This is a genomic window from Phytobacter cepae, from assembly GCF_054165735.1.
The window spans coordinates 2,523,271-2,549,315 of record NZ_CM135107.1 but is presented as its reverse complement, the minus strand read 5'-3'; the positions used below and the strand labels follow the sequence as shown (position 1 = coordinate 2,549,315).

Annotated in this window: 20 protein-coding genes; 9 read left to right on the top strand and 11 right to left on the bottom strand. The window is 54.9% G+C overall.

The features are described from left to right. The first annotated feature begins 20 nt into the window (after window positions 1–20). The 3 genes from ACUY4Q_RS11830 to ACUY4Q_RS11820 all read left to right on the top strand — a co-directional run bounded on the left by ACUY4Q_RS11830 (window position 21) and on the right by ACUY4Q_RS11820 (window position 2,587). The gene (locus tag ACUY4Q_RS11830; RefSeq protein ID WP_458047202.1) at window positions 21–497 is read left to right on the top strand and encodes a cold-shock protein; all 477 of its coding nucleotides are present in this window, start codon (window positions 21–23) and stop codon (window positions 495–497) included. Between the two features lie 153 nt (window positions 498–650). After that, window positions 651–2,033, top strand: coding sequence for a M24 family metallopeptidase (locus tag ACUY4Q_RS11825; protein WP_458047201.1), 1,383 nt, complete (start codon window positions 651–653; stop codon window positions 2,031–2,033). Window positions 2,034–2,191: 158 nt separating this feature from the next. Continuing rightward, a complete protein-coding gene (locus ACUY4Q_RS11820) occupies window positions 2,192–2,587 on the top strand; it encodes a VOC family protein (RefSeq protein ID WP_458047200.1) in 396 nt (131 codons plus the stop codon). 4 nt (window positions 2,588–2,591) lie between these two features. Here ACUY4Q_RS11820 and ACUY4Q_RS11815 read toward each other — a convergent pair whose 3' ends face one another. Next, window positions 2,592–3,482 (bottom strand): dihydrodipicolinate synthase family protein, encoded by an 891-nt coding sequence (locus tag ACUY4Q_RS11815; RefSeq protein ID WP_458047327.1) that lies wholly within the window; start codon window positions 3,480–3,482, stop codon window positions 2,592–2,594. 20 nt (window positions 3,483–3,502) lie between these two features. Next, the gene (locus tag ACUY4Q_RS11810; RefSeq protein WP_458047326.1) at window positions 3,503–4,354 is read right to left on the bottom strand and encodes a DMT family transporter; all 852 of its coding nucleotides are present in this window, start codon (window positions 4,352–4,354) and stop codon (window positions 3,503–3,505) included. A 129-nt stretch (window positions 4,355–4,483) separates the two neighbouring features. Between ACUY4Q_RS11810 and ACUY4Q_RS11805 the strand changes: the two genes are divergently transcribed. Next, window positions 4,484–5,818, top strand: coding sequence for an aminotransferase-like domain-containing protein (locus ACUY4Q_RS11805; RefSeq protein ID WP_458047199.1), 1,335 nt, complete (start codon window positions 4,484–4,486; stop codon window positions 5,816–5,818). Here ACUY4Q_RS11805 and ACUY4Q_RS11800 read toward each other — a convergent pair. The 6 genes from ACUY4Q_RS11800 to ACUY4Q_RS11775 form a co-directional block, all read right to left on the bottom strand. Next, on the bottom strand, window positions 5,805–6,755 hold the full coding sequence (locus ACUY4Q_RS11800; RefSeq protein WP_458047198.1) for a zinc-dependent alcohol dehydrogenase family protein: 951 nt from the start codon (window positions 6,753–6,755) through the stop codon (window positions 5,805–5,807). The genes ACUY4Q_RS11805 and ACUY4Q_RS11800 overlap by 14 nt on opposite strands. A 5-nt stretch (window positions 6,756–6,760) precedes the next feature. Next, entirely contained in the window at window positions 6,761–7,723 is a 963-nt protein-coding gene (tehA, locus tag ACUY4Q_RS11795; RefSeq protein WP_458047197.1) for a dicarboxylate transporter/tellurite-resistance protein TehA, read from the bottom strand. A gap of 118 nt (window positions 7,724–7,841) precedes the next feature. Beyond that, a complete protein-coding gene (glgX, locus tag ACUY4Q_RS11790; RefSeq protein WP_458047196.1) occupies window positions 7,842–9,917 on the bottom strand; it encodes a glycogen debranching protein GlgX in 2,076 nt (691 codons plus the stop codon). 70 nt (window positions 9,918–9,987) lie between these two features. After that, a complete protein-coding gene (gene treY, locus ACUY4Q_RS11785) occupies window positions 9,988–12,468 on the bottom strand; it encodes a malto-oligosyltrehalose synthase (protein ID WP_458047195.1) in 2,481 nt (826 codons plus the stop codon). Next, a complete protein-coding gene (gene treZ, locus ACUY4Q_RS11780; RefSeq protein ID WP_458047194.1) occupies window positions 12,465–14,252 on the bottom strand; it encodes a malto-oligosyltrehalose trehalohydrolase in 1,788 nt (595 codons plus the stop codon). The genes treY and treZ overlap by 4 nt, the downstream gene beginning before the upstream one ends. Before the next feature lie 271 nt (window positions 14,253–14,523). Continuing rightward, the gene (locus tag ACUY4Q_RS11775; RefSeq protein WP_458047193.1) at window positions 14,524–15,108 is read right to left on the bottom strand and encodes an NUDIX domain-containing protein; all 585 of its coding nucleotides are present in this window, start codon (window positions 15,106–15,108) and stop codon (window positions 14,524–14,526) included. 86 nt (window positions 15,109–15,194) lie between these two features. Between ACUY4Q_RS11775 and ACUY4Q_RS11770 the strand changes: the two genes are divergently transcribed. After that, window positions 15,195–15,959 carry a DeoR/GlpR family DNA-binding transcription regulator gene (locus tag ACUY4Q_RS11770; protein WP_458047192.1) on the top strand — a complete coding sequence of 255 codons (765 nt, stop codon included), beginning with the start codon at window positions 15,195–15,197 and terminating at the stop codon, window positions 15,957–15,959. Between the two features lie 45 nt (window positions 15,960–16,004). On the opposite strand, the gene ACUY4Q_RS11765 is transcribed toward ACUY4Q_RS11770, so the two are convergent. Further along, window positions 16,005–17,369: an MFS transporter gene (locus tag ACUY4Q_RS11765; RefSeq protein ID WP_458047191.1), complete on the bottom strand. Its 1,365-nt coding sequence runs from the start codon at window positions 17,367–17,369 to the stop codon at window positions 16,005–16,007. 562 nt (window positions 17,370–17,931) lie between these two features. After that, window positions 17,932–19,134 (bottom strand): MFS transporter, encoded by a 1,203-nt coding sequence (locus ACUY4Q_RS11760; RefSeq protein WP_458047190.1) that lies wholly within the window; start codon window positions 19,132–19,134, stop codon window positions 17,932–17,934. Between the two features lie 96 nt (window positions 19,135–19,230). Here ACUY4Q_RS11760 and ACUY4Q_RS11755 point away from each other — a divergent pair, with 96 nt between their 5' ends. Beyond that, complete coding sequence (locus ACUY4Q_RS11755) at window positions 19,231–20,019, top strand: helix-turn-helix transcriptional regulator (protein ID WP_458047189.1); 789 nt, start codon at window positions 19,231–19,233, stop codon at window positions 20,017–20,019. A gap of 29 nt (window positions 20,020–20,048) precedes the next feature. Here the strand turns inward: ACUY4Q_RS11755 and ACUY4Q_RS11750 are convergent, their stop codons facing one another. Next, window positions 20,049–20,666 carry a GNAT family N-acetyltransferase gene (locus tag ACUY4Q_RS11750; protein ID WP_458047188.1) on the bottom strand — a complete coding sequence of 206 codons (618 nt, stop codon included), beginning with the start codon at window positions 20,664–20,666 and terminating at the stop codon, window positions 20,049–20,051. 410 nt (window positions 20,667–21,076) lie between these two features. Between ACUY4Q_RS11750 and ACUY4Q_RS11745 the strand changes: the two genes are divergently transcribed. From ACUY4Q_RS11745 to ACUY4Q_RS11735, 3 genes are read left to right on the top strand one after another with little or no spacing between them, the layout of a single operon-like run. Next, window positions 21,077–22,957, top strand: coding sequence for a beta-glucoside-specific PTS transporter subunit IIABC (locus ACUY4Q_RS11745; RefSeq protein ID WP_458047187.1), 1,881 nt, complete (start codon window positions 21,077–21,079; stop codon window positions 22,955–22,957). Further along, window positions 22,954–24,381 (top strand): glycoside hydrolase family 1 protein, encoded by a 1,428-nt coding sequence (locus tag ACUY4Q_RS11740; protein ID WP_458047186.1) that lies wholly within the window; start codon window positions 22,954–22,956, stop codon window positions 24,379–24,381. The genes ACUY4Q_RS11745 and ACUY4Q_RS11740 overlap by 4 nt, the downstream gene beginning before the upstream one ends. Beyond that, entirely contained in the window at window positions 24,378–25,226 is an 849-nt protein-coding gene (locus tag ACUY4Q_RS11735) for a PRD domain-containing protein (RefSeq protein WP_458047185.1), read from the top strand. The genes ACUY4Q_RS11740 and ACUY4Q_RS11735 overlap by 4 nt, the downstream gene beginning before the upstream one ends. The last annotated feature ends 819 nt before the right edge of the window (window positions 25,227–26,045 follow it).

Below are 26,045 nucleotides of genomic sequence, written 5' to 3'. Positions count from 1 at the left end.
TTAATCAGGCGGTACAGGCGATGAACGGAACGATCACAACGTGGTTTAAAGATAAAGGTTTTGGATTTATCAAAGATGAGAACGGCGAGAACCGCTATTTTCACGTGATTAAAGTCGCCAATCCGGACCTGATCAAAAAAGATGCGGCGGTGACGTTTGAGCCTGGTACCAATAACAAAGGCCTGTCGGCGTTTGCGGTAAAAGTTCTCCCGGAGAGCAAGTACATCTATATCGCGGGCGAACGCATCAAACTGACGTCGATCAAATCGTATGTGGTCTTTAGTGAAGACGTGCCTGTCGAAAGCGGTATTGATAAAGAGAACGCCGTTCTCTCCGTGGGCGTACTGCTGAATAATATCAGACCGAAAGCAGCCGCTAAGACCGGTGAAATGCGCAGCCTGAAGAAACTGGCGATCACCACCTTCCAGGGCACCACGTTAATCTTCTCGGAAGATGAAATCGATGTGGAAGCCACGGTAAAAATGCTGAAAGTCTGAGACTCCCCATCAAGGCCGTGACTTCACGGCCTTTTTTGTTTTCACCCTTTATTGATTCCTGAAACACCTGCATCATCATGACTCATACCACCATCATGCGAGTTGCAGGAAGGCGGCGAGGCCGGATTCGTTGTCTTCATAAGGAATGAAATCATGCCAACCGAACAGCGTTACCGTCTCCAGCCCATACCCGCGCCTCAAACCTTTAGTGATGTTCCTTCTGTCGTTCTCCCCGATGACACGCTGGCCGCGCGCCTGCAACAGGTTCTGCTCGCCATACGTCAGGCCGGATTGTCTCATCTGGTGATTTATGCCGATAAAGAACACGGCGCAAACTTCGAATACCTCGCCGGGTTTATCCCGCGTTTTGAAGAGGCATTGTTGGTGGTCAGTGCCGATGGCGACCTGAACTACATCATGGGTAATGAAAACCTGAAACTGGTGCCTCATGCCCGTAATCCGGGTAAGTGCCTGCATATGCCGCTGTTTTCGCTGCCCAATCAGCCTGCGGAGAATGACGTCCCGCTGGCTTCTCTTTTAAGCGCCTGCGGCATTTGCAGCAGGGGAAATGTTGGCATGGTGGGGTGGAAACTCTTCCCCCATCATCCGACGCTGTTCGATGTTCCTGCGTTTATTCTGGATGCGGTGCGAGAGGCCGCAGGCGGGCAGGAGAAAGTGGTCAACGCGACCGGACTGTTTATCTCCCCTGAACAGGGTGTACGCACGCTTAACAATGCCAGTGAAATTGCCTTTTATGAGTACGGCGCAAACCTGGCCTCAACGCGGGTGTTAGCTGCCCTGAACGCCATCGCGCCGGGGAAAAGTGAAAAAGCGATTGGTCAGCATCTCGCGGCTGAGGGGCAGCCTAACAACGTGGTCATGATTGCCGCTACCGGAGAGCGCTTTGCCCATGCCGGACTCTACCCGAGCGATAAAACCGTTACCCGTGGTGATAAGTTCTCGTTAACCGTCGGATACAAAGGCGGCTTAACCAGCCGTTCGGCATATGTGGTTGCCAATGCCGCTGAACTGCCTGCTTGCGTCGCGGACTACCTTGAACGTGTGGCCATTCCTTATTACCACGCGGTAGTCAGCTGGCTGGAGTTCATCCGACCCGGCATTACCGGTGGCGAAGTTTATCGCCTGGTAGAGTCAGTCTTGCCTAAAAAAGCGTTTCACTGGCATCTCAATCCCGGTCATTTTGTGGCCGATGAAGAGTGGTTAAGCTCTCCCATTTATGCTGACTCAACGGTGACGTTGAAAAGTGGGATGCTGTTGCAGATTGATATCATTCCTTCGGTGCCGGGCTATGGGGGAAGCAGTATTGAAGATACGGTCGGCCTTGCCGATAAATCCTTGCGTGACGAACTGGCGCGGGACTATCCGCAAACCTGGGCGCGCATGCAGGCACGGCGAAAATATGTGACCGAAACCCTGAACATTGCTCTGCCCGAGGAGGTGATACTGCTCTCCAACACGGTGGGTTACTTACGACCGTTCTTGTTGGACCAGGCGCAGGCGCTGGTCAGGGTATAACAGAGGCTGTAGCCGGGCACTGCGCTTGCTTTGAGCGGCTTTTTAGCATGCTTTTTACGTATTACCGTCACGATGACGATGACTTACACCCAGGCTTTGTATGGGTGTGAACTGGGCTAAACTTTGCTGATATTCTGTCAGATATTAAGAGTGAAAAAATGACTGAAACCATTCCGGAAATGATTCCCTTCTCTTACGTCCTTGCCGTACGCAACCTGCGCCGCACCACCGTCTGGTTTCGTGATGTTCTGGGATTTGAACTGATGTGGCCGGAAGGCGGGGGCTGGCAGCTGGCGAAGCGCGGCAGCGTGCGGGTCATGCTCGGGGAATGCCCGGAGGCGCAGAAAGCGGCGGATTTGGGCGATCACAATTATTTCGCTTATTTGCATGTCACTAATGCCGCCGCCTTGCATGACGAATGGACCCGTCGGGGAGCCACCATCGTGTCGCCGTTGACCGATCAGCCCCATGGGATGCGCGAATTTATGGTTTCCACGCCGGATGGTCACCGAATGATGATAGGGCAGACGCTGGATTTACCGTCTGCCCCATAATGACTTACTTCAGCGCCAGAGAGGTGAGCACAGCGTTGAGCTGTGCTTTTTCCGCGCCGCCCAGCTCGCGCAGCGGGAAGGGCAGGCAGGGCGGCTGCGTGTAGCCGAGTATGTCCGCCGCCGCTGCCACCACGCGCAGGCTGCCGTGCTGGCGGAACAGTTGCCAGAGCGGTTCAAGACCTTCAGAGACCCGTGCGGCGCTTGAATGGTCACCGGCCTGTGCTGCACGGGTTAGCGCCAGACAGACGGCCGGGAACAACCCGCCTGCCACGGAGTACCAGGTATCACAGCCTGCGGCAAACCCCTCAGCCGCTTGCCAGTCCCCGCTAATACCGATGGAAACGGAGTGTGGTATCCGAGCGCGTAACGCCGCCACCCGCGCTTTACCGCTGAGAGGTGTCCCTGCGACCGTGGAGAGTTTAACGGAACCGACGGACGGCATCGCTGCGATCTCCGCCAGCAGATCGTCGGTGAAGCTAAAGCCAGTGGTGCCGGGGTTATCGTAGATGCACAGCGGAACCGACAGCTGGCGAGTGACGGCCTCATACAAAGCCAACACTTCATCGGGTTTCAGCCGTTGGTATGAAACGGGGGCCATCATCACCGCGCTCACGCCTGCCTGCTGCGCCGCTTCGGCCAGTGCCAGAACCTCATCCAGGCGAATCGCCCCAATGCTGACCATCACCGGAATTCCGCCCGCCTGATCGACCGCGACTTTCGCTAAATGCTGGCGCTCCTGGCGTGTTAAATAAGCATAGCTTCCCGTTGAGCCCAACGCGCCAATCGCATCGACACCGGCCGCAGCGAGGTGATGGATTAACTGAATAAAGGCGTCCTCGTCCACTTTGCCATGGGCAATGGGCGTCAAAGGGAAGGCGCAAAGACCTGTCATCATCATTTTTCTCCGGCAATAGGTTAACGACTGAATTTGCGTGAGCCCGCCACGCACAAAATAACACCCAGGGTCACGAACACCATCATCAGACTGACCGATTCGTGCAGCAGGGTGGCGGCAAGGGCGAGAGCAAAAACGGGCTGCAACAACTGTAACTGACCCACGGCGGCAATGCCTCCTTGCGCTAAACCTTTGTACCAGAAAATAAAGCCAATCAGCATGCTGAAGAGCGAAACATAGCCCAATGAGAACCACGCCGCGCTACTGACGCCGCTGAAGCTGACGGGACGTGTTAACTGCGCCAGCAGTAGCATAAAGGGCAGGGAAAGAATCAGTGCCCAACTGATGACCTGCCAGCCGCCGAGCACGCGCGTGAGACGCGCCCCTTCGGCATAGCCGAGGCCGCAAACCACAATGGAAGCCAGCATTAACAGGTCACCTTTGAGTGAGGCCGCGATCCCCTGACTGAGCGCATAACCGATGACCAGAAGACTGCCGAGACATGAGCAAACCCAGAAGGCCGGTCGCGGTCTTTCGCCACCACGAATGACGCCAAAAAGAGCCGTTGCCAGCGGCAGCAGCCCCAAAAAGACGATCGAGTGCGCGGAGGTCACATGCTGTAACGCCAGTGCGGTGAGCAGGGGAAAACCGATCACCACGCCCAGCGCCACGACGATCAATGACACTACCTGAGCACGGTCAGGGCGCTGTCCTTTGAATGCGATAACCAATATCAATGCCAGAGTTCCGGCCACCGAGGCGCGGGCGACGGTGAGAAACAGCGGGTCAAAGTCGAGCACCGCTGCGCGTGTCGCCGGCAGTGAACCGCTAAAAATGAGCATGCCTAAAAAGCCATTCATCCATCCGCTCATGGCGGAGTAATCTTTTTTCTGCTGCACCGTGCGACCTCTTCTCGTTGTTATTGTCCGTCAAGTTGTTTGACAGCGATGAGCATACGGCTGAGAATTCATGACAATCAAATTATTGTCATGGATACAATCGTGAAAGCGCGGTACAAATCGATCGTCGATGAATTCGCAGCAGCCATTAAATCCGGCGAATTACCTGCCGGCACCCGGCTGCCAACGCATCGGGTGCTTTCCGCTCAGCATCGTATTTCGCTGGTGACCGCGACGAGGGTCTATGCCGAACTGGAAGGAATGGGCCTGGTGAGCGGTGAGACCGGGCGGGGCACATTTGTGCGGGAAATCATGCTGCCACGCGGGCAGGGTATCGATCGTCTTGCGATCGCCAGCGATGTTATCGATCTCAGTTTTAACTACCCGGCGCTGCCCGAGCAGGCTGAATTGCTTCGTACCGCGCTGCGTCAGCTCTCGGTCAGTGGCGATCTGGAGTCGTTACTGCGCTACCAGGCGCACGGCGGTAAGCCCAGCGAGCGCGCCGTGTTTGCGCATTATCTGGCGGGGGCAGGCGTTAAAACCGATCCCGATAATCTGTTGGTGGTTAACGGAACGCAGCATGGCTTAACCGTCGCAGTCATGGGGCTGTTAAAGCCGGGGAATGTGGTGGCGGTAGATGCGCTCACCTATCCTGGATTCAAGGTGCTGGCGGAGCAGTTTCATCTGGAGTTGGTGGGCATTCCGGCAAAGGGTGAAGCGATGGACTTAGAGGCGTTGCGCCAGGTGTGCAAAAAACGGCGCGTCAAAGCGATCTATACCATGCCGACATTGCATAACCCGCTGGGTTGGGTGACTGACGAGGCCTGGCGTCGCGAGATGGCGCTGATTGCCAAAGAACATAACCTTTTAGTGATAGAAGATGCCACCTACGTCTGGCTGGTGGAAAACCCGCCGCGGCCAATTCATCACTACGCGCCGGAGCGAACGGTCTATCTGGCCGGTTTCTCCAAAAATGTGGCCTCCGGTTTGCGCGTGGGGATGGTGGTAGTGCCGGAAGAGAAGCGCCATTGTGTAGAGCGGGCTATTCGGGCGACGACCTGGAACACGCCTGCGCTGATGACCGCGATTGTCTGCGGCTGGGTGCAGGATGGCACCGTGGCGCGGCTGGAAAAGCTGAAACGGGAAGATGCGCGTTTTCGCCAGACGGTGGTGCGAGAACATCTGGCGCCGCTGCCGTATCAGGCCCACCCGTTGTCTTATTTCATCTGGCTACCTTTACAGGAAGAGGTGCGGGCAGACCGCGTGGTGAGCGCATTACTCAAAGAGAACATCTCATTGACCACCGCGGAGCCGTTCAGCACCTCACACCACACCCCTCACGCTCTGCGCATGGCAATTGGCTCCGTGGACATCGACACGCTCAAAAAGGCGGTGATCACCGTGAGAGAGACCATTGAGTATTTTAATGCGCAGTAAAGTCCAGCATCGGCTTGCGGACCTTTCCCGCCGTTTTGTAATGCGTTATGGCCGATTGCCACTGTTGGAACGGGAAGAGGGTGACGTCGCAGAGCGGGGTCTGGCGCAATAACGCCCAGATAACCTGAAATTCAGTTTGCCATGCCGCGGCATTCATTGTCGCAAGAGAATGACGCATGTGAAACCAGTGCAGTCTGGCGGCCCGGTTTTGCATATTAAACGGCTGGCCGGACAGCGCGCCATAGCTGACAAAATGCGCGGTTTCCGGCAAGTGACTGAGCAGGGTGTTCGCAAGCTTGCCACCGACGGCCTCATACACCACATCGGCGCGCTGCGCGGCATGGACAATGGCTTGCATGTCCTGGTGCGCAACGGGGGCAATCCCAAGACGCAGGAGTTTGTCTGCATGAACGGAGGAGCGGTATACGCCGATGACGTCGCGCGCACCTGAGCGTAACGCCCACTGACCGAGCAACTGTGCGCATTCTGACCCCGCCGCCGTCACCAATACCCGCTTTCCCGTGGGCGAGAAGCTTTTCAGCATCAGGGTAGCGGCCAGCGGATTGATCCAGGCGCGTGCAGCCTGTTCATCGCTGATATCATCCGGGACCGGCACCGCCAGTTCCGCCGGGCAATCAACGAACGCTTGCCAGGTGCCCTGGCCCCGCAAGGGCAGCACACGCTTACCGCGTAAATGGGCGTATTCCTCAGGCGCCTCGGTCACGACGCCGACACCTTCATACCCTGCAACCTGCGGCGGTGAAAGGCGGTGTCCATACGCGCCGGTGATCGGAATCAGATCGGAGGCATTGACAGGCGCGAGCCGCATCCGTACTCGCAGTGTATTTGCCTTGCGGGGTAGCAGCGGTTCAGTAATGAGCTCAAGGGTGGATTCGGGTTCACCAAAACGGCAGTAGCGCAAAAGGGTGTTGCTCATGGCGTTTACTTCACCTCCTCTCGCACAATCAATTTACCCCTCAATAGCAGGATAAATGTCTTCAGGATCAAGAATCCCATCACCAGATTGGCACCGATAAACAGCGGGAAGGAGATCCAGTAGAGTGCACCGCCGGGCGCACTGTGACCCAGTTTAATGGAGGTGGTCGCCAGCGAGGCGACGCCGAAAGAGAAGCTCCAGAAGCTGGGGTTGAAGGGCTGGACGCTATACCACGGGATCAGTCGAAGCATAAACAGCATTTGCAGAAGCCCGTAGCCAAACAGCAGTTTGGCAAACACATCGGCGTTGCCACCGTTAAGGCTGAGCCAGGCACTGCAGGCAACAAACGCCGGGGCCATCTGGATGCCAAGCGAGGTGCGTACCGCCGGGCTCATCTCATCGAGGTTACGCAGTCGGCTTAATATTGCCGGTTCGAGGCTCAGCCAGGAGAGAATGCCCGCCCCGAGAAACAGCAGCCCGACATCCGTAAACCCCATCGCACCACAGGCCATGGCGCTGATAAAGTTATTAGCGACGGTCGGCAGGTAAAGACCGGGCGTAGTCGCTTCTTTCGGGTGCGTCCCGCGCCAGAGGCCGGCCGTTTGCCAGGCGGAATAGGCCAGTTGTGATGTAACAGCCACGAGGAACAGCACGAGGGCAAGCATAGGGAACCACGGCGTCAGGCCGATGGCGACTAACATGCTGGTCGCCGGAATAAGACTGACAAAACTACTCTTCAACGGATGCGTTATCTCGTCGATGATGGTTGCTCGATGGCGCAGGACACGGTTGGCGAAGGCCACCAATAACAATCCCCAAATCGCAATCGCAAGAATAATCAGCGCATCAGCGGGAAGCGTGGTGACGGGCCAAATGGTGGCCGCAAAACGCCAGGCCAGCCCCAGCCCAATGATGCCGAGAACCATGCCAAAGTAGCCAGCCGGGAGAATAATAGATTTGTTTTTCATGATGTGACTTTTTGAACGAGCGAAGCGCAAAGTGTATAGCGTTGGCCGACCAGCGTAAATTGGCGGTAGAAAAGAGAAGATACGGCGTGACAAGTGACATTGTCACGCCGTGAGGGTGTTATGGTCTTCTGAACAGCACCAGACTGCGGCCTTCAAGTTCGTAATCAGCTTCCTGGGTGATCACCTTGCCACGCTCGTCGGTCTCTGAGGTGGACAGTTCCAGCACCCAGCCCCCTTCACCAAACTGCGGAATACGGAAAGGCACGCTGCCTTCATACGGGTTGAACAACATCAGCACGTCATGCCAGATGCCGGGTTCCGTTTGCAGATCCGGTCGGCCAATATACGCTCCCAGGGTTGTGCCTTCTTCCCATTGCTCAGGCTGCTGGAAACCGCCACCGGCATTAAACCACTCGATCACCATACCGTCGCGCCAGTTTTCCCGGCGCAGCAGGGGCTGGGACGCGCGCAGTTCAATGAGATGGCGGGTAAATTCCCGCATCGCTTCATTGGATTCAGGCAGGTCGTCCCAGTGAATCCAGGAGACTTCACTGTCCTGACAGTAACCATTGTTGTTGCCCATCTGGCTACGGCCAAACTCATCGCCCGCCAGCAGCATGGGCGTACCGTGCGAGAAGAAGAGTGTGGCGAGGAAATTACGTTTTTGCCGTTCACGGACCGCATTAATGCCCTCGTCCTCCGTCGGACCTTCGGCTCCGTAATTGTATGAACGGTTATCGTTGTGACCGTCGTTATTATCCTCGCCGTTTTCGTCGTTATGCTTCTCGTTATAGGACACCAGGTCATTGAGCGTGAAGCCGTCGTGAGCGGTAATAAAGTTGACGCTTGACCAGGGGCGGCGGCCGCGCTGATCGTAGAGGTCGCCGGACCCCAGCAGGCGAGCGGCAAAATCACCGGAGACGTTATCGCCTTTCCAGTATTCGCGCACCGTATCGCGGTACTTATCGTTCCACTCCGCCCAACCCGGCGGGAACCCGCCGACCTGATAGCCGCCGGGGCCGATATCCCAGGGTTCACCAATCAGTTTCAACCGTGAGAGCACCGGGTCCTGGGTTATCGCGTCAAAAAAGCCGCCGCGCTGGTCAAAGCCTTCCGGCTCGCGCCCGAGAATGGTGCCGAGGTCGAAACGAAAACCATCGATATGCATCGACTCAGCCCAGTAGCGCAGCGAGTCCATCACCATCTGCAACACGCGCGGGTGCGAGGTGTTCACCGTGTTCCCGGTGCCGGTGTCGTTGATGTAGTAACGATGCTGGTCAGGCAGGGTGCGATAGTAGGAGAAGTTATCGATACCCTTGAAAGAGAGCGTCGGACCGAGTTCATTACCCTCCGCGGTGTGGTTATAAACCACATCCAGAATCACTTCGATACCTGCATCGTGGAACGACCGCACCATATCGCGGAAGCCCTGAATACCTTTCGGGCCGTAATAACGGGAAGCGGGGGCAAAAAAGCCGAGGGTATTGTAGCCCCAGAAATTTTTCAGCCCTCTGTCGAGCAAGTGCTGATCGTCCGGGAACCAGTGAACGGGCAGCAGCTCTACCGAGGTGATCCCCAGACTTTTGATGTAATCGATGCTGGCCTTATGCCCCATGCCTTCAAAATTGCCGCGCAGCTCAGGGGGGAGCGCGGAATTGAGCTGGGTAAAGCCTTTCACGTGGGTTTCATAAATGACTGATTTTGACCACGGAATAACCGGGCGATTGGCATCCTGCCAGTCAAAGGCATTGGGGTCGATCACCTGGCACTTCGGCATAAAGGGCGCACTGTCGCGCGCATCAAAGGTCAGATCTTTGTCTTCATGGAGCAGTTCATAGGCAAAATGCGCCTCGTTCCATTCAATATTCCCCACCAGTTCCCGTGCATAGGGGTCAATCAGCAGCTTGTTCGGGTTAAAGCGATGACCGTTTTCCGGGTCGTAAGGCCCGTATACGCGATAGCCGTAAAGGGCGCCTGGCTGCAGACCTGGCACATAGCCGTGCCAGATTTCATGGGTATATTCCGGTAATTCAAGGCGGGCGATTTCCGTTTTCCCGCTTGGGTCGAACAAACAGAGCTCGACCCGTTCAGCGTGTGCAGAAAAGATGGCGAAGTTGACCCCTTCGCCGTCAAAGTTTGCGCCGAGCGGCAGGCTTTCACCCGCCGTAATTTCAAACGGTTTTCCGTTAGCCATTCATCCTTCTCCATAACATGTTAATTTTATAATGTTTACAACGGACCAGAATCTTTTTATGGCAAACAAATCAGCCGCTTAGCACCAGCATGCCGGTGATAGTGTCGAGCGTCATTCTGTCTGTCAGCGAAAGGGTTTCGCCGGTCAGGAGGTTCTGATATGAACGCCCCGCAAGGGAGGCGGGGAGCATCACTTCAGTGGCTTCCCATAACCCCTCCTGTGCATTCAGAACCAGACGGGGGAGGACCACGATTAGGGCCTCATCGTCGTGCTGTCGTGCAAACGCAATAACTTGCCTGCTGCGTTTTCCCGTTGGAGTCAGCGGCAGATAGTCGCCATGACGGAACAGCGCAGGGTGTCGTTGGCGAAAATGCAGCAGTCTGGCAATCAATTGCTGCTTGAGTTTACCGCTTTGCATATCAGCATCATCAAAGACAACAGGGTCGCCGATGTCGCCCAGCCTGCTCGCGAGCGCCGCATAATCGGGTTCACGACGGTTATCTGGATCAACCAGGCTGAAGTTCAGCGCCTCGCTGCCCTGATAGATGTCCGGTACGCCGGGTGCCGCCAGTTTTATCACCGTCTGCGTCAGGCTGTTGATCAGCCCGGCACGGATAAAGGGCTGGAGGGAGCGGGTAAAATCCGTGAGAAAGCGTTCATCGCGCAGTAAGTGGGAGACGTAGCCAAGTACCGCCTGCTCGTAGGCGTCATTATTGTTGTCCCAGTTAGTGCGCAACTTCTCTTCACGCAGCGCTTTTTCAACATAGGGTAAAAATCGTTCTTCGAGGGCTTGCAGTCCCGCACGATCGTTAGGTTTCAGCGAGACCGGCCATGCCCCCGCCAGCGCCTGATAAATCATCCAGATACTGCCGGAACGGGGAGCCAGGCCATCTTCAATCCTGACCACCTGCGCCTGATTCATCTCCCGCCAGCGCACAACATTGTCTGCCCACTGCTGGGGAGCTTCGGTGAGAGTATAAAGACGCGCACGGGTGTCCTCGCCGCGTTTGGTATCGTGGGTTGAGGTAGTGGAAATGGCGTCCGGCTGGCGCTCCCGTCGTGTCTGCATATCCTGATGGAAACGCTCAATGGAGTAGCTGCGCGGCAGCGGCTCAGCGCCCACTTCGTTAAGCGCCAGATCCATATGCTGGCGGAAGAAGAGGGTATCTTCTACCGATTTCGCCATCAGCGGCCCGGTGAGCTGCTGGAAGCGAGTGCGAAATTCATTGGCTTGCTCGGCCGCTTCCGGGCTGACGTCCCCAGCCAGAATACTGACCAGCAGTTGTAACGCTTCCGGGTGCGGGGCGTTGGGGCTCGCGCTCACGGTTTTCGCCACCGTTTCAAGCATGGCGTTGTCGGCAGCGGTCAGTCCATGGGTGGTGCCATAGGTACGGTACACCGGAAACGCCACCAACAGCTCGCGCAGCACGGCTCGCACCGGGGTTTCACTGAGGCTGGCGTTTTCGGTCGCAGCAATCGTCATGCTCATAGAGAGCAGGCGGCTGAATTCCCCCTCAAAGTTACGATCCACCATTAACAATTTGGCTTTACGTAACTCGCTCTCCATGTCCACCGAGCGATCGAGCACCGCTTCGTACAAATTAAACAAGGCTTCGGTGTTCTCGCTGTCCACCAGGGCATCTGAGAGCGACGCAATAAATTCATACCCGGTGGTACCCGAAATAGGCCAGTCCGACGGCAGATGTTCACCTTCGCCGAGGATCTTCTCGACGGTGATATAACACTCTGGCCCGGCATGGTGGCGTAACTGCTCAAGATAACCTTTGGGATCGGCGAGGCCGTCCACATGATCAACCCGCAAACCGTCTACAGCACCCGAGTGCACCAGTTCAAGAATCAATCGGTGCGTGTCAGCGAACACCGCGTGGTCTTCAACGCGCATGCCCACCAGCCCGGTTATCTCAAAGAAGCGACGATAGGAGAGTTCGAAAGGGGCATTACGCCAGCAGATAAGCCGCCAGGGCTGCCGCTCATGCAGTTCGGCGATAGCGGCGTTATCACTCAGGTTGAGGCCGTCGGTAGTGCCTGGCGCGAGCGGATAAAAGTTATCAAAGTAGGCCAGCGACAGCGTGCCGCTGTTCGGATCTTCTTTAACGCTGAGTTCCCCGTTCTCCAGCACGTTTTCAAAGGTATCGCCTAAAAAAGGCAACGTCAGAGGACGTGACCAGTCGATGTCAAAGTGGTTAGCGTAACGACTCTGTTCGCCGTGCTCGATAACGTCCCGCCACCATGCATTTTCCAGCGAGGCGGCCATGTGGTTTGGCACGATATCGAGTATCAGACCCAGTCCGGCGGCTTTAAGGGCGGTACTCAGGCGGTCAAAGCCCTCGCGCCCCCCAATGGCCGGATCGATGTCATTGGCATCCGTCACATCATAACCATGGGTGGAGTCGGTCGTGGCGGTGAAGATCGGTGAAGCGTACACATGGCTGATGCCTAATTTTTTTAAATAGGGTATCAGCGTAACCGCACGATCAAAGGTCATACCATTACGGAACTGCAGGCGATAAGTCGCGGTTGGAATACTCATTGCGCATCTCCTGACGCAAGACGAACCAGCACCGAATTCGGTGGCAGTTCATGGCCCAGATTGGGCAGAGCAAACAGAGTTTCACCCGGTAAATCCGGCGCGGTATGGGTCTCGGTACTGATATTGACCGCCAGGGAAAGCGTGCCTTTCGGGAAGGTCCACGAGACAGCGAAAAAGCCCGGTGCCGTTTGCACGATCTTGCCGGAGTGCCCGCTTGCCGTCGCCAAAAGTGGAACGATATGCTGCTGACGCAGACTCAGCAGATTGCGACTGAGCGCCAGCCAGGCTTTGCCTTCCGGGGTGTCCAGCGCCGTCCAGTTCAGTTTTGACGCTGTAAATGTGCTGAGTGCGTTCGGGTCAGGGACATCGGTACCTTCATAACCCGAGTGGCCTTCGAACTCTTTAGCGCGCCCCTCACGGACGGCGGTGGCAAGATCGCCATGAAAATCAGTAAAGAAGAGGAAAGGCTGCGTCTCGCCGTACTCTTCGCCCATAAACAGCAGCGGAATATGCGGGGAGAGCATCAATGCTGCATACAGTACCTGGGTGCGTTCAGCGCCCGCCAGCGTGATCAGCCTTTCCCCCAGCGCCCGGTTGCCCACCTGATCGTGATTCTGAATAAAATCGACAAAGGCCACCGGCGGCTGACCACGGCTATCGACACCGCGTGTTTCCCCGCTTTGCGGCGACACTTCACCCTGATAAACGAAACCTTCAGTCAGTGCGCGCGCAATCATTTTTTCGGGCGCGTCGGCGAAATCCTGGTAATAAGCGTGGGTTTCACCGGTCGCAAAGACATGCACGGCGTTGTGGAAATCATCATTCCATTCGCCAGAAAACAGCGGCACGGAACCATCTTCCTGACGCGGATGCAGGGAAATGATGTTGCGACAATCTTCCGTGGTGAGGTGGACAGGGCGGTCGGTAATCTCTCGACGAATGCGCTCAGCAATTTCATTGAGGAGGTGTTTTTCGGAATTATCTTCAATCTGATCGATGGCATCGAAGCGTAAACCGTCGAGTTTAAATTCCTTCAACCAGTAAAGTGGCGCGTCGGCAATATAGTGTCGGGCGGCTTCCACATCATAGGCAATACCGGCCCCCCACGGGGTCGAACGCGCTTTATCAAAGAACGCCGGTGAGAGCAGCGGAAGATAATTGCCTTCCGGGCCGAAGTGGTTAAGAACGATATCCAGTACGACGGACAGCCCAAAACCATGTGCGGCGTCGACAAACGCTTTCACATCATCCGGTGTCCCGTAGGCGCTGTGTGGGGCATAAAGCAGGACGCCATCGTATCCCCAACCACGGTTACCCGCAAATTGTGAGAGCGGCATTAACTCAATCTGGGTAATGCCCAGCTCAGCGAGATAAGGGAGCTTGCCGATCGCCGCCTGGAAGGTGCCTTCCTCAGTGAATGTGCCAATATGTAATTCATATACAACGGTTTCTTCCCACGGGCGACCCTTCCAGTTGGTATGCTGCCAGCGGTAGTTTTCCGGATTATAAACCTGTGATGGGCCGTTGACGTCGGCCTTCTGCGCACGTGAAGCGGGATCGGGAACGACCAGCCCATCGGCCAGAACATAATTGTATTCTGTCCCCGGTTTGACGCCTTCAACACGTCGCTCAAACCAGCCATCGCCAGTGGATTGCATCGGCAGATCCTGGCCTGCGAGTCTGAGCGTGACGGTTTGCTGCCCGGTCGCCCAGACGCGAAAAAGCACAGCACCGTCTTCTAGATACTCGGCGCCCCAGCGTTTACTCAATGATTTTGACTCCATTCAACTCCCTCGTTCAGTACAAAGCTGTCAATGGACGGCAAAGGTGCCCGAACCGCCGGACACCCGAAGTCATACGATGAAAATCATAGTCGATTATTGGAAAAGAGATGTGACAGTGTCACACATGAAAGGGGGTAATTTGCGGGTAATGAAAGGTGGAGGACACGTTTTCAGGCTGAATCCTGGTCAAGAATGGCCTGGTTTTTCGTAGTTCGACGGATGTGAAAGGATGCAGATATCTTCATATGAGCGGATATCTGCCAAAAGATAACTACAAAATACCCTTCAACGCCACGTGGTAGAGCAGCATGATGGTTTTTGCATCGACAATCATTCCGCTTTCGATTGCCGACAGCGCCTCATCGATCGTCAATTCCAGTACTTCGATATCTTCTCCCTCATCTTCAAGACCACCGCCCTGGCTGACTTTGTCGTCCGCGTGGTACTCCGCAATGTAGAAGTAAAGTTTTTCGGTCACCGAGCCGGGGCTCATGTAGGCCTCGAAGATTTTCTGCACATTCTCAACGCGATATCCGGTCTCTTCTTCTGCTTCCGCTTTGATACGGCGTTCCGGGTCCATGTTATCAAGCAGGCCGGCGGCCGCTTCGATAAGATTGTCCTCATGCCCGTTTATAAAGACCGGAAAACGGAACTGGCGGGTCAGGACGACGGTCTGTTTTGCCCGATTGTAGAGCAGGATGGTTGCGCCGTTTCCACGGTCATACACCTCTCGATTCTGCCGTTGCCATTCGCCGTTCTGCCTGCGCAGGTCAAAGGTGAATTTCTTTAACGTATACCAGTCGTCGGATAATACTTTACTGTCCGCAATGCGTACTTCTGCACGTTTTGATTGCACGATCGTTCCTCCATACGTAGAGTGGTTATCATAAACGGCAATTTCGTGCATGATCAAGATCAATCGTGCAGCAACAGGAAACAACCATGCTCACCAGCCAACGTAAAAGTCTCATCCTCGAACAGCTCGCCCGCGAAGGGCAGGTGCTATCGAAAACGCTCAGTCAGCAGTTTAACGTGTCGGAAGATACCGTTCGGCGCGACCTGCGAGAACTGGCGGCGGCAGGCGAGTTACAGCGCGTACATGGCGGCGCGCTGCCCCCTTCAGATGCCATAGTGAACTTCGCCGGTCGACAGTTACTTAACCTTGATTCCAAAAAGCGGGTGGCAAAAAAAGGCGCTGAACTCATTTCTGCGGGGCAGGTGGTGATCATTGACGGTGGCACCACAACGGCGGAGCTGGTGACCTTTCTTCCTGCGGATTTAAACATTACCGTTGTGACTCATAGTCCTGGCATCGCGCTTGCGCTGGTTGAGCATCCCTTGATTGAGGTGATTCTCATCGGTGGAAAATTGTTTAAACATTCCGTGGTGACAACGGGCACGACAGCCATCGAAGGCATTGCCGCCATTCAGGCCGATCTCTTCTTCATGGGAGTGACCGGGATTCATGCGCAGACAGGGTTGACCACCGGCGATTATGAGGAAGCAAGCGTGAAGCGCGCCTTCTCAAGGCGGGCAGCCGAGACCATCGTGCTGGCCTCAGCGGAAAAAATGAATGCGGCTTCGCCTTTTGTGATTGGGGAGTTGTCACTGGCTAACACCATGGTGATTGACGAGGAGATTGAACAGAATCTGCTGCACTCTCTGGAAGCCGCAGGGGTGATGGTGGTGACTGCGCGTCAGGAATAAGTACACAAGGCCAGCCACACGGCCTGGCCTTGTATCTGGCCTTTCTTAACCCAGCATTTCCGCGTCCGGTGCCGCTGTTTTTATCTCAATACGTTTAATCGGACCGACAATCACCAGGTAGCTGAAGATTGCCACTAATGCATGAAGCGAGACATAAACCAGAGCCCACTCAAAATGTCCCGTCGCTTTTACGATGTAGCCAATCACCACCGGGGAGACAATCCCGGAGATGTTGCCGCACAGGTTAAAGATGCCACCGGCGGTTCCGGCCATCTCTTTCGGTGCCACGTCGGACATAACTGCCCAACCCAGTGCGCCAATACCTTTACCCAGGAACGCCAGCGCCATAAAGAAGACCACCATATAGATGGAATCCACGTAGTTGCAGAAGATCATCATCATCGACATTATCATTCCGAAGACGATGGGGGTTTTACGCGCAATGGAGAGTGACTGGGTGGCTTTCAGAATACGGTCAGACAATACGCCGCCTAACAGACCGCCCAGGAAGCCGCAAATAGCCGGGATCGCTGCAATAAAGCCCACGGTTTTAATATCCAGATGCTTCTCCATTGCCAGGTAGAGCGGGAACCAGGTAATAAAGAAATAGGTGATAACGGTAATGCAGTATTGCCCAAGATAGATACCCAACAGCATCCGGTTGCTCATCAGTTGTTTCAGCGCACCGGCTTTTTTGCTGGGGGCTTTTTTGATTGACTGTTGGTCCATGTCGACCAGCGCGCCACCTTCACGGATGTAATCAATCTCTGCGGCATTGGCTTTCGGGTGAGAGAGTGGGTTATGAATCACCCTGGCGGCCATGAGCGTGACCAGCAGGCCCAGAAGCCCCATAAAGATAAAAATGGATTCCCAACCCATCGACATCGTCAACCAGCCCATGATCGGGGCGAAGATCACGGTCGCGAAGTATTGTGCTGAATTAAACACAGCGGCAGCCGTAGCGCGTTCCTTTGACGGGAACCAGGCCGCAATAAAACGGCTATTACCAGGCATCGAGGGGGCTTCTGCCAGCCCGACGAAGAACAGCAATACCGCAAGGCTAATCACCGCGCCATAACCATCAAAAACGGCCACGAAACCTTGCAGGAGGGTGAAGATGGACCACAGGCTGAGGCTCCACAGGTAGATTTTTTTCGAACCAAAGCGATCCAGCAACCAGCCGCCTGGGATCTGCGCAATACAATAGGCCCAGGCAAATGCTGAGAATATCCAGCCCATTTGCCCAGGGTTAATGCCCAGCGCAGAGGACATATCTTTGCCTGCAATTGCCAGCGTTGTACGGTCACCAACGTTGACCGCCGTAACAATAAAAAGCATGATGACGATATGCCAGCGGATATTGGTTTTTTTGGCGTAGGCAACGCCCTCAAGATTATTAACCTGACTCATAAAGAACCACCTCGAAGTTATTAACTTATTCGAAATTTAAAAAAATATTACGTACCGCAACCTTTTATTGTGATTTTTCTTTGGCCGAGCATTGTTTATCTATGCGGGGGGGCGACTCGTGCAATGTGTGAAAGATAAAGCCGTGAGATGGCCGTCACAATGTGCATCTGCATAAACAAACGGCCCTGTTTTTCACCTTTGATGTCAATGCGCTAAAATATTTGAAGTGGATCACACTTTTATCTGGATATTGCGTTTGCTGTTAACATTCTGAATCATTTTATTTCTGACGGTTCTTTACGTTCATTTTTTTATTTTTTGAATAATTACCATCAGGGATTAATTGTTTTTGTTGCCAGCATGGAGTGAATGTAAATAAAAATCGCACAATGCCATGATGATATTTCTCATGCATAATAATAACGACAGAGTGAGGGTTTCATATGTATGCCTGATGACGGTTTTCATCAGGCATAGCGGTTGGAAACAGCGAATGCGTATCGCTATTTTTTATTTCTATTGAGATTTAACCTATTAACACGGTTGTTAAGGAGTCCAGGGGTCAGCGGTTTTCACTGCGCCAGTGTACAAACAGGCCCGACCCGGCAACGGCTGCGGCCCCGACCGGTAACCACCAGAGTGAAACGTCAGCGCCGACGACCAGGCCGCCAGCAATGGCCCCCATTGCGCTACCCAGATAAAGCGCCGACTCATTAAGTGCGACGGCCAGATTGCCGTCGCCATAGCGCTTGCGGACGTCAAGGAGAGCATGGTTTTGCGGCACCTGTAATGCCCAGCCTGCGGCTCCCCACAGGAACAGAGGAAACGCCGCCAGCCAGAGATGCAGATGGGCAGCAACTGGCAGCAAAGCTAATGACAGCGTCAGCAGCGTCATAATCAGCCGGGTTAATATTGTCGCGCGCAGGCGTGTCGACAAAGGCCCCACGAGGAGGCTGCCACAAATGCCACCGGCTCCCCAGATCCCTAACCAGAGTGTAACGGTGCTGAAGCCAGCGAAGGGCATGGAACGCATGAACGGCGCGAGAAAGGTATACATGCCCAGGCTGGCGATGGCGGCCAGGAGTGAGACAGCCAGAATCTTCACTGTCTGGCGATCGGTCAGTAAGCTCATTTTTTGCCGTAAACTGCTCGGGTGACTGGCGGGCAGAGCAGGCAATTTTAGTATCAGGCCGATAAATGCGATGGCGCCCAGGGCTGCGGTTAACCAGAATGCGGCGCGCCAGCCCTGCAAGTCAGCGAGCCACAGGCTTAAAGGCACCCCAAGTACCGTCCCGCTGGCCATGCCTCCCATAATCCATGCGATCCCTTTTCCGGCCTGCCCGGCAGGCAGCAGGGCTGCGCTTGCGCTGATGCTTAATGCCAGATAGACGCCTGCCCCGGTCCCTGCAATCGCTCTTAACAACAGCAATAACCTGTAATCATCAACCATGGCGCTTGCCGCATTAGCCGCAATCAGTATCAGGAGCGCACCCGTTAAAACTTCTCGTTGTCGGTGTGGCGGCAATAACGCGACGGCCACCGGGGAAGCTAGCCCGTAGGCCAACGTAAACGCCGTCACCAGTTGCGCAGCGGCCTGAAGGGATATCTGTAATGATGCGCCAATGGGGACAATCAGCCCGGCGGTCATGTAAGACGCCATTCCCAGCGTAAATGCCCCCAGGGCGAGGGCAACGATGATGCTGCTCGCCCGGCCATGAGTATGTTTACCGTGGGTTCGGCAGCATGAGTGAGATTCTGATCGCATAATGGCTCCGTCTGTGCAGTAGGGAGCCAATCTGATACGATTTTCAAAGCTATTACAATTTAACACGTTATCCTATTACTAAGAGCAACAGGCACTATGCGCACTCTGGAAAGAACCCGCCAGGATCTGGCAGCATTTTTACGCACCTGTCGTGAACGCACGCAGCCCGAGCAGGTGGGATTACCCGGCGGAGCAAGACGGCGCACGCCCGGTCTTCGGCGTGAAGAGCTTGCAGCGCTGGCAGGCGTTGGCGTCACCTGGTACACGTGGCTGGAACAGGGGCGGGATATTGGTGTTTCAGCAGATTTCCTTGACCGTCTGGCGCGCGTGCTCAGTCTCAGTGCAGCAGAGCGGCACCATCTGTTTCTGCTTGCCCATAATCGCCCGCCGGTAGAGCAGGGTAAGACCTGGTGTACCGTGCCGCCATTGGTGCTGAGGCTAATGCACGATCTTCCGCACGCGGCCTACATTCTTAATTTACGCTGGGACATTCTGGCCTTTAATTCCGCGGCGGATGCGCTGTTTGGTTTTGTGCACCATGAACCGATCCAGCGCAATCTGTTGTGGTTAATGTTTATGGATCCTGACCTGCGCGCGCGCTTTGCTGACCCGCAAGCACAAACAGCCCAGGTTATCTCCCGTTTTCGCCAGGATTACGCTCGTGCCGCAAAAGCGACGGACATTGACGCGTTGGTTGATGAATTAGGCACACTTTCGCCTGAGTTCAGGGAGATGTGGTGTGACCAAAGTGTGCCAGCGCCGAGCCCTGGCGTTAGCACGCTCAACCTCAACGGCGAAAGGGTGAATGTCGAGCACACGTCTTTCATGACCGATGCCGATCGGCATCTGCGCATGGTGGTTTATGCGCGCCAACAGGCAGGGTGATGCCTGTTGGAATCAAAGGCCAGCGGCGTTTACTGCGGATCGATAAGCGGAATATGCGGTGCGGCATGGCGCGGCAGATGGCCGGTCAGACGCGGATCCGGGCGCACTTCGACCTGGAATGCGTAAGGCGTGAAGCCGGAACGAATATAAAAATTGAGCGCAGAAGGATGATCGAAGGTGCAGGTATGGACCCAGAATCGCTCAAGCGGTTTCGACCAGGCCAGTTCACTGGCTTTATTGATGACTGCACGTCCCAGCCCTTTGCCGGTGGTGCCCTGAACCAGCCCTAAAAATACCAGTTCACACTGGCCTTGCTCGGAAAAATCCAGCTCCAGTAGGCCAATGTCCTCTGCACCATCGCGAATAATATAAATATCGATACTGTCATTATTAAGGATGTTTTTCAGTGTCTGGTCAGGCATAAATAAACGTGAGAACCAAAGCCAGTCCTCTCCCACCTTACGAAAAAGTGCACGGTAGGCGTTCAGGTCATCGCCCACGAAGGGTGACAGCGTCACGCCTTCGGGCAGGGAGGCCGCGGGGGTGTTTGGTTTTTCCCGCATTTCGAGGCAGGTCACCACCGAGGCAACATGCCCGGCCGGGATATCCGAATAACCAAATGCGATGTTGATGTTAGATGTACTCATTTTTCTTCCTGGATAACGTCCGGTGTTTTTAACAAGTCCATCACTATGCCATATCAATATAAATGTTAGATAGCTTCGTTTAATCTGTTACTGATTTTCCTTTTTCACTCCATAAACAAAGCGTTTGGGTGCATGAATCACCTTCAATCGACCATTATGCGCAGAGAGTTATTAACAAATTTGTCATGGACAGTGAGATTGACTCTTAAGTATTTACTCAACGCAGATCACATTTTTATCAACTGAAGATTGTGCTGCGGATTTTAACTCCTGATAATCCGCCGAAATTGCCCATTTTTATTACGGCATGCTACTGCGCAAGCAGGCAAGACCAAAATAGAAATGCTCTCCCGCTAAGGGGAGCGTCTCTGTTTTGGTCTTTTTTTTTGCTCCAACATCAGGGAAACACTATGAACTATAACGAGATAGCAGAAAAAATCCTCCAGGACGTGGGCGGCGCGGCCAATATACGTACGCTTACCCACTGCGCCACCCGGCTGCGTATGGAATTCATTGATCGTCGTAAAGTCCAGGATGAGGCGGTCAGTCAGATCCCTGGCGTGATCAGCGTGGTGGAAAAGGGCGGCCAGTTCCAGATTGTCATCGGCAACGAAGTGCAGCAGGTATATCGTCTGCTCAAAAAAGCGCTCCCGGAGACGAAATCGGTAACCGCTGAGGGTAAAGATCCCGCGTCAAACGGAGTAATTACCCGCATTATCAGCGTCATTTCCACAACCTTCACGCCGGTGATCCCGGCGATTACCGGCGCGGGGATGATAAAAGCGCTACTGGCTATTCTCAAACTGACGGGACTTATCAGTGCCACCAGCCCGACTTACCAGTTACTTAACATTATCGCCGACGCCGCGTTTTTCTTCCTGCCGGTACTGCTGGCTTACGGCGCGTCGATGAAATTTGAATGCAACCCAATTCTGGCAATGACGATTGCAGGCGTGTTGCTGCATCCGGGTATAGGGCAGATGATGGCTGCCGGAAAGCCGGTGGACTTTATGGGTATCAACGTTCTGCTTTCTGATTACGCAGGATCGGTGCTGCCGATCATTCTGACCGTCTGGTTGATGTCGTGGGTGGAGCGCTTTGCGGAAAAAGTCTCGCCCTCTATCATAAAATTCTTTATCAAACCGATGCTTATTCTGCTGATTACCGCGCCGCTGGCGCTGGTGGTCGTGGGCCCGGCGGGTATTCTGCTTAATGACCTGGTGGCGGCGGGTGCGGCAACCATCGACCGTCACGCCAGCTGGTTGATTCCAATGCTGATGGGCACATTACAACCGTTTTTGATAATCACCGGTACCGCCTGGGCGATGACGCCGATTGCCACCGGACAACTGAGCAAAAACGGCTTCGAGATGATAAACGGGCCAGGCATGCTGGCCTCAAACGTGGCGATGGGTGCTGCGACCCTGTGCGTGGCAATGAAAACCAAAAACAGCAACCTGCGCCAGCTGGCCTCGTCTTCCGGTTTTACTGCACTGCTGGGGATCACTGAACCGGCGCTGTACGGGGTATTGCTCAAATTCCGTCGCGTGCTGATCGCCGCGATGATCGGTGGCGGATGTGCCGGGATGTACGCCGGATTAAGCGGGTTAGTGCGTTACGCCTTTGTCTCGCCGGGACTCGCCGCGCTGCCGGCGTTTATCGGCGAAAATCCGATGAACATCGTTCATGCGTTGGTCACGGTGTCGATTTCTATCGTGGTCACCTTTGCGCTGACATGGGTGTTTGCTTTTAAAGAGGTGGAAGAAGCGGCAGTGGCGCCACTGAGTACCCCTCAGACGTCTCTCAGTCCGAATGCATCAGGCGAGAGCGTCATTGCTAGTCCGCTTAAGGGTGACGTTGTCACTTTATCTGAAGTTAATGATGACGTCTTCTCCGGCGGTTTGCTGGGCGAGGGTGTCGCTATTCGTCCGAAGGAGGGGGTATTAAAAGCACCGTTTGACGGCAAAGTGATGATGTTCCTGCCGTCCTGCCATGCAGTGGGCTTGCAGGATGCCAACGGCCTTGAACTGCTGATTCATATTGGTATTGATACCGTCAATCTTAATGGTCAGCACTTCAGTTCGTCTCTGAAAGTGGGTGACGAAGTGAAGGCCGGTGAGACGCTGATTACCTTTGATATTGCCGCCATCGAACAAGCCGGTTATGACCTGATCACCCCTGTTGTCGTGGTGAACGGTGACGAGCACGCCACGTTACGCATGACGACGGCCACCTCGGTGACCTTTGGCGATGAGCTGATGGTGAAGTCAACAAACGGGAGCCTTCAATGATTTATAAAAACGCGGCGCATTTTCCGGAGGGTTTCCTCTGGGGAGCCTCCACCTCGGCCTACCAGGTTGAAGGCGCGTGGAATGAAGACGGTAAAGGCCCCTCGGTTGTCGACATGCTCACCCATCCCCAGGGTACGGCGGATTTCCGTGTCGCCAGCGACCATTATCATCGCTTCGAAGAGGATGTGGCGCTGATGGCGGAAATGGGGCTGAAGGCCTACCGTTTTTCGGTGGCCTGGTCCCGGGTCATCCCCGATGGGGACGGTGAGATCAATCCTGCCGGTCTGGATTTCTACCGCCGCCTGATTGCTGCCCTGAATCGCCACCAGATCACCCCTGTCGTTACGCTTTATCATTTTGATTTGCCGTGGGCGCTGGAGCAAAAGGGCGGCTGGCTGAATCGCGACACGATCGATGCTTTTGTTCGCTACGCCGGGCTGTTGTTCAGCGAATTTGCCAGTCAGGTGCCGCTGTGGCTGACCATCAATGAGCAGAACACGCTGATTCTCCATCCGGGAGCGATCGGTGTGCCGGAGGGCGGTGTGCTTCCCGACGAGAAGTCGCGCTATCAACAAAATCACCACATGATGCTGGCGCAGGCAAGGGTATTCGCGCTTTGTCATCGGGACTATCCGGGGCTGAAAATAGGACCAGCTATCAATACCACCTCAATGTATGCCGAAACCTGCAAACCTGAAGACGCGATCGCAGCCCATAACTGGGAGACGCTGCGCGGCTGGAGTTTTTTGGATGTGGCGGTGCATGGTCGCTACAACGCGCTGGCCTGGGCCTGGTTACGCGATCGCGGACTGACGCCGGTAATTCACGAAGGGGATGCGGAACTGCTGGCGCAGGGGAAACCGGATTTTATCGCCATTAACTATTATTCCACCGCGACTATCGCCGCCAGTCGTGGGGACGGTAACGACGTGGCGCCACGGGCAGGCGATCAGCAAATTATGCTCGGTGAAACGGGCGTTTACCGACCGGCAGAAAACCCGTGGCTCGGCAAAACGCCCTACGGTTGGGTGGTCGATCCGGTCGGTTTACGTCTTACCCTGCGTAAAGTCTGCGAACGTTACGCCCTGCCTGTTCTGATTACGGAAAACGGGATGGGTGCGCCGGATAAACTTGAGGATGACGGCACCATTAATGACGACTATCGCATCGCTTTTTTGCAGGCGCATATCGAGCAAATGCAACTGGCGATTGCCGATGGGGTGGACCTTATGGGGTATTGCCCGTGGGCGGCTTTAGACGTGGTCAGTACGCATCAGGGATATGCCAAACGCTACGGCTTCATCTATGTCGATCGCGGCGAAGATGACCTCAAAACGCTTCGTCGCATCCGCAAACGCAGCTTCTGGTGGTATAAGGGTGTCATTGCAAGAAACGGTAATCCTGAGGACGATGCTCAGCCATGATTGTGCAGAAGGTACTTAACAATAGCCTCGTGCTTTCCTGTGATGACGATAATCGGGAGGTTATCGTCATGGGGAAGGGTATCGGTTTTAGTAGCCGACCCGGCGATGAAGTACCACCCGAAAAAATTGAAAAATTATTTGTGGTTCAGGAGCAAAGCGGTCGCAGCGGGTATCTGGAGGCACTCTCAGCGATGCCCGACGCGGTGATCGAAATGGCGGCGATGATTATCGCCCGGGCCAATGCGCAACTGGCAAACAAGGTCAGGGAGCAGATTTTCTTCACGCTGGCCGACCACTTGATGTTTGCGATTGAACGCTGCCAGAAAGGTATCGCGATCCAGAACCGGTTGCTTTCTGAGGTCCGACGCTTTTATCCCCAGCAGTATCGGGTAGCCAGCGAGGCGGTTGCGGCCATCAATCAGCAGCACGGTCTTGCGCTTCCTGATGAAGAGGCGGGGAATATCGCCTTTCATCTGGTTAATGGTCAGACGCAGGGCGACGATGTTGCACAAACCATGCAGTCGGTGAAGATGCTGAAAGACATCTTTAATCTGGTGCAGTATCACTTTAAACGGGAAATTGATACGGAGTCGCTTAACTACTCGCGGTTCCTTGTCCATATGCAGTTTTTTCTGCAGAGACTTCAGGAAGGCGAGTTGGATAAGGCCCGCGATAGCTTTCTGCTCGTGCAGATCATTAAGGAGTTTCCTCACGTCTACCGCTGTTCGCTGTTGATCAGGGATTATGTGAAGTCTCAGCTTGATGTCACCCTGGGTGGCAATGAATTATTGTGGCTTACCGTGCATTTGGTGAGGATTACCGGGGCGGATAGTGATGGGCATTGAGAGTAGGTGATAAGGGGAAGATCGCTTTTGTTAAAACGCGACAGCCATGCCTTTTCTCATTTTGCTTCATGCTTACAGGGAGGGTGTTGAGTCCCCGCTGAAACCGGCCGCTGGCTGAGGAGTCCCCAGAAAAAATGTATGCACGGACAGTCCCCTCTCCCTTGAGGGCTGAGGAATCCCCAGAAAAAATGTATGCACAGACAGTTCCCTCTCCCTGAGGGAGAGGGTTAGGGTGAGGGGGAAAATGCGGCTCTGAGGGTCATTCCGTTCACCTTATGTTCCTTGCTTTTCTATCGCTCCAGAACCCGTGAACGTGCCAGGGTGGCTCGCCGCCACCACCCTGGCGACCCGGGCTCCCGGCCAGGAAAATCGCCGCTGGCGCGGTTCACTTAGCGTATTCCTTCAGGCTTATCGGGGACGGGCGAAGGAAACGTCCCTGTAAAGTCGCCCTCGCCGCGCATCCCTGCGCGTCGCCCCGGCCTTGCGGATACGCTTCGTTGATTTTCAGCCGGACCAGAAAACCTCGCTGCGAGAAACTGCACTGAAGATAAAACGTTTTCGCTGTTTGCTTTAGCATCCTGAAGCTATTCTTTATTTCATTTAGCTTCAGGCTTACAGCGAGGGTGTTGTGTCCCCGCTGAAACCGGCGAGCCGGAGGCCGGAAGACAAGGTCTGGCCGCCAGGGATGGCGGTCAGAGGTTTGTCGAGCCAGGACGGCGAGTCAAACCGGCCGCAGGCTGAGGGCCGGGAGGTGAGCGCAGTGCGCAGCACCGGTTTCCGTGCGGGGCCGCGGGGATTGCTAAGGGGGCCGCGGTGGCC

Coding starts and splice junctions, on each gene's coding strand:
- ACUY4Q_RS11760 (WP_458047190.1), bottom strand. CDS start 19,134: ATGCGATCAGAATCTCACTCATGCTGCCGAACCCACGGTAAACATACT.
- ACUY4Q_RS11815 (WP_458047327.1), bottom strand. CDS start 3,482: ATGATGACAGGTCTTTGCGCCTTCCCTTTGACGCCCATTGCCCATGGC.
- tehA (WP_458047197.1), bottom strand. CDS start 7,723: ATGAAAAACAAATCTATTATTCTCCCGGCTGGCTACTTTGGCATGGTT.
- ACUY4Q_RS11770 (WP_458047192.1), top strand. CDS start 15,195: ATGCTCACCAGCCAACGTAAAAGTCTCATCCTCGAACAGCTCGCCCGC.
- ACUY4Q_RS11745 (WP_458047187.1), top strand. CDS start 21,077: ATGAACTATAACGAGATAGCAGAAAAAATCCTCCAGGACGTGGGCGGC.
- ACUY4Q_RS11830 (WP_458047202.1), top strand. CDS start 21: ATGAACGGAACGATCACAACGTGGTTTAAAGATAAAGGTTTTGGATTT.
- ACUY4Q_RS11755 (WP_458047189.1), top strand. CDS start 19,231: ATGCGCACTCTGGAAAGAACCCGCCAGGATCTGGCAGCATTTTTACGC.
- ACUY4Q_RS11800 (WP_458047198.1), bottom strand. CDS start 6,755: ATGAGCAACACCCTTTTGCGCTACTGCCGTTTTGGTGAACCCGAATCC.
- ACUY4Q_RS11810 (WP_458047326.1), bottom strand. CDS start 4,354: ATGAGCGGATGGATGAATGGCTTTTTAGGCATGCTCATTTTTAGCGGT.
- ACUY4Q_RS11820 (WP_458047200.1), top strand. CDS start 2,192: ATGACTGAAACCATTCCGGAAATGATTCCCTTCTCTTACGTCCTTGCC.
- glgX (WP_458047196.1), bottom strand. CDS start 9,917: ATGGCTAACGGAAAACCGTTTGAAATTACGGCGGGTGAAAGCCTGCCG.
- treY (WP_458047195.1), bottom strand. CDS start 12,468: ATGAGTATTCCAACCGCGACTTATCGCCTGCAGTTCCGTAATGGTATG.
- ACUY4Q_RS11825 (WP_458047201.1), top strand. CDS start 651: ATGCCAACCGAACAGCGTTACCGTCTCCAGCCCATACCCGCGCCTCAA.
- treZ (WP_458047194.1), bottom strand. CDS start 14,252: ATGGAGTCAAAATCATTGAGTAAACGCTGGGGCGCCGAGTATCTAGAA.
- ACUY4Q_RS11740 (WP_458047186.1), top strand. CDS start 22,954: ATGATTTATAAAAACGCGGCGCATTTTCCGGAGGGTTTCCTCTGGGGA.
- ACUY4Q_RS11750 (WP_458047188.1), bottom strand. CDS start 20,666: ATGAGTACATCTAACATCAACATCGCATTTGGTTATTCGGATATCCCG.
- ACUY4Q_RS11765 (WP_458047191.1), bottom strand. CDS start 17,369: ATGAGTCAGGTTAATAATCTTGAGGGCGTTGCCTACGCCAAAAAAACC.
- ACUY4Q_RS11735 (WP_458047185.1), top strand. CDS start 24,378: ATGATTGTGCAGAAGGTACTTAACAATAGCCTCGTGCTTTCCTGTGAT.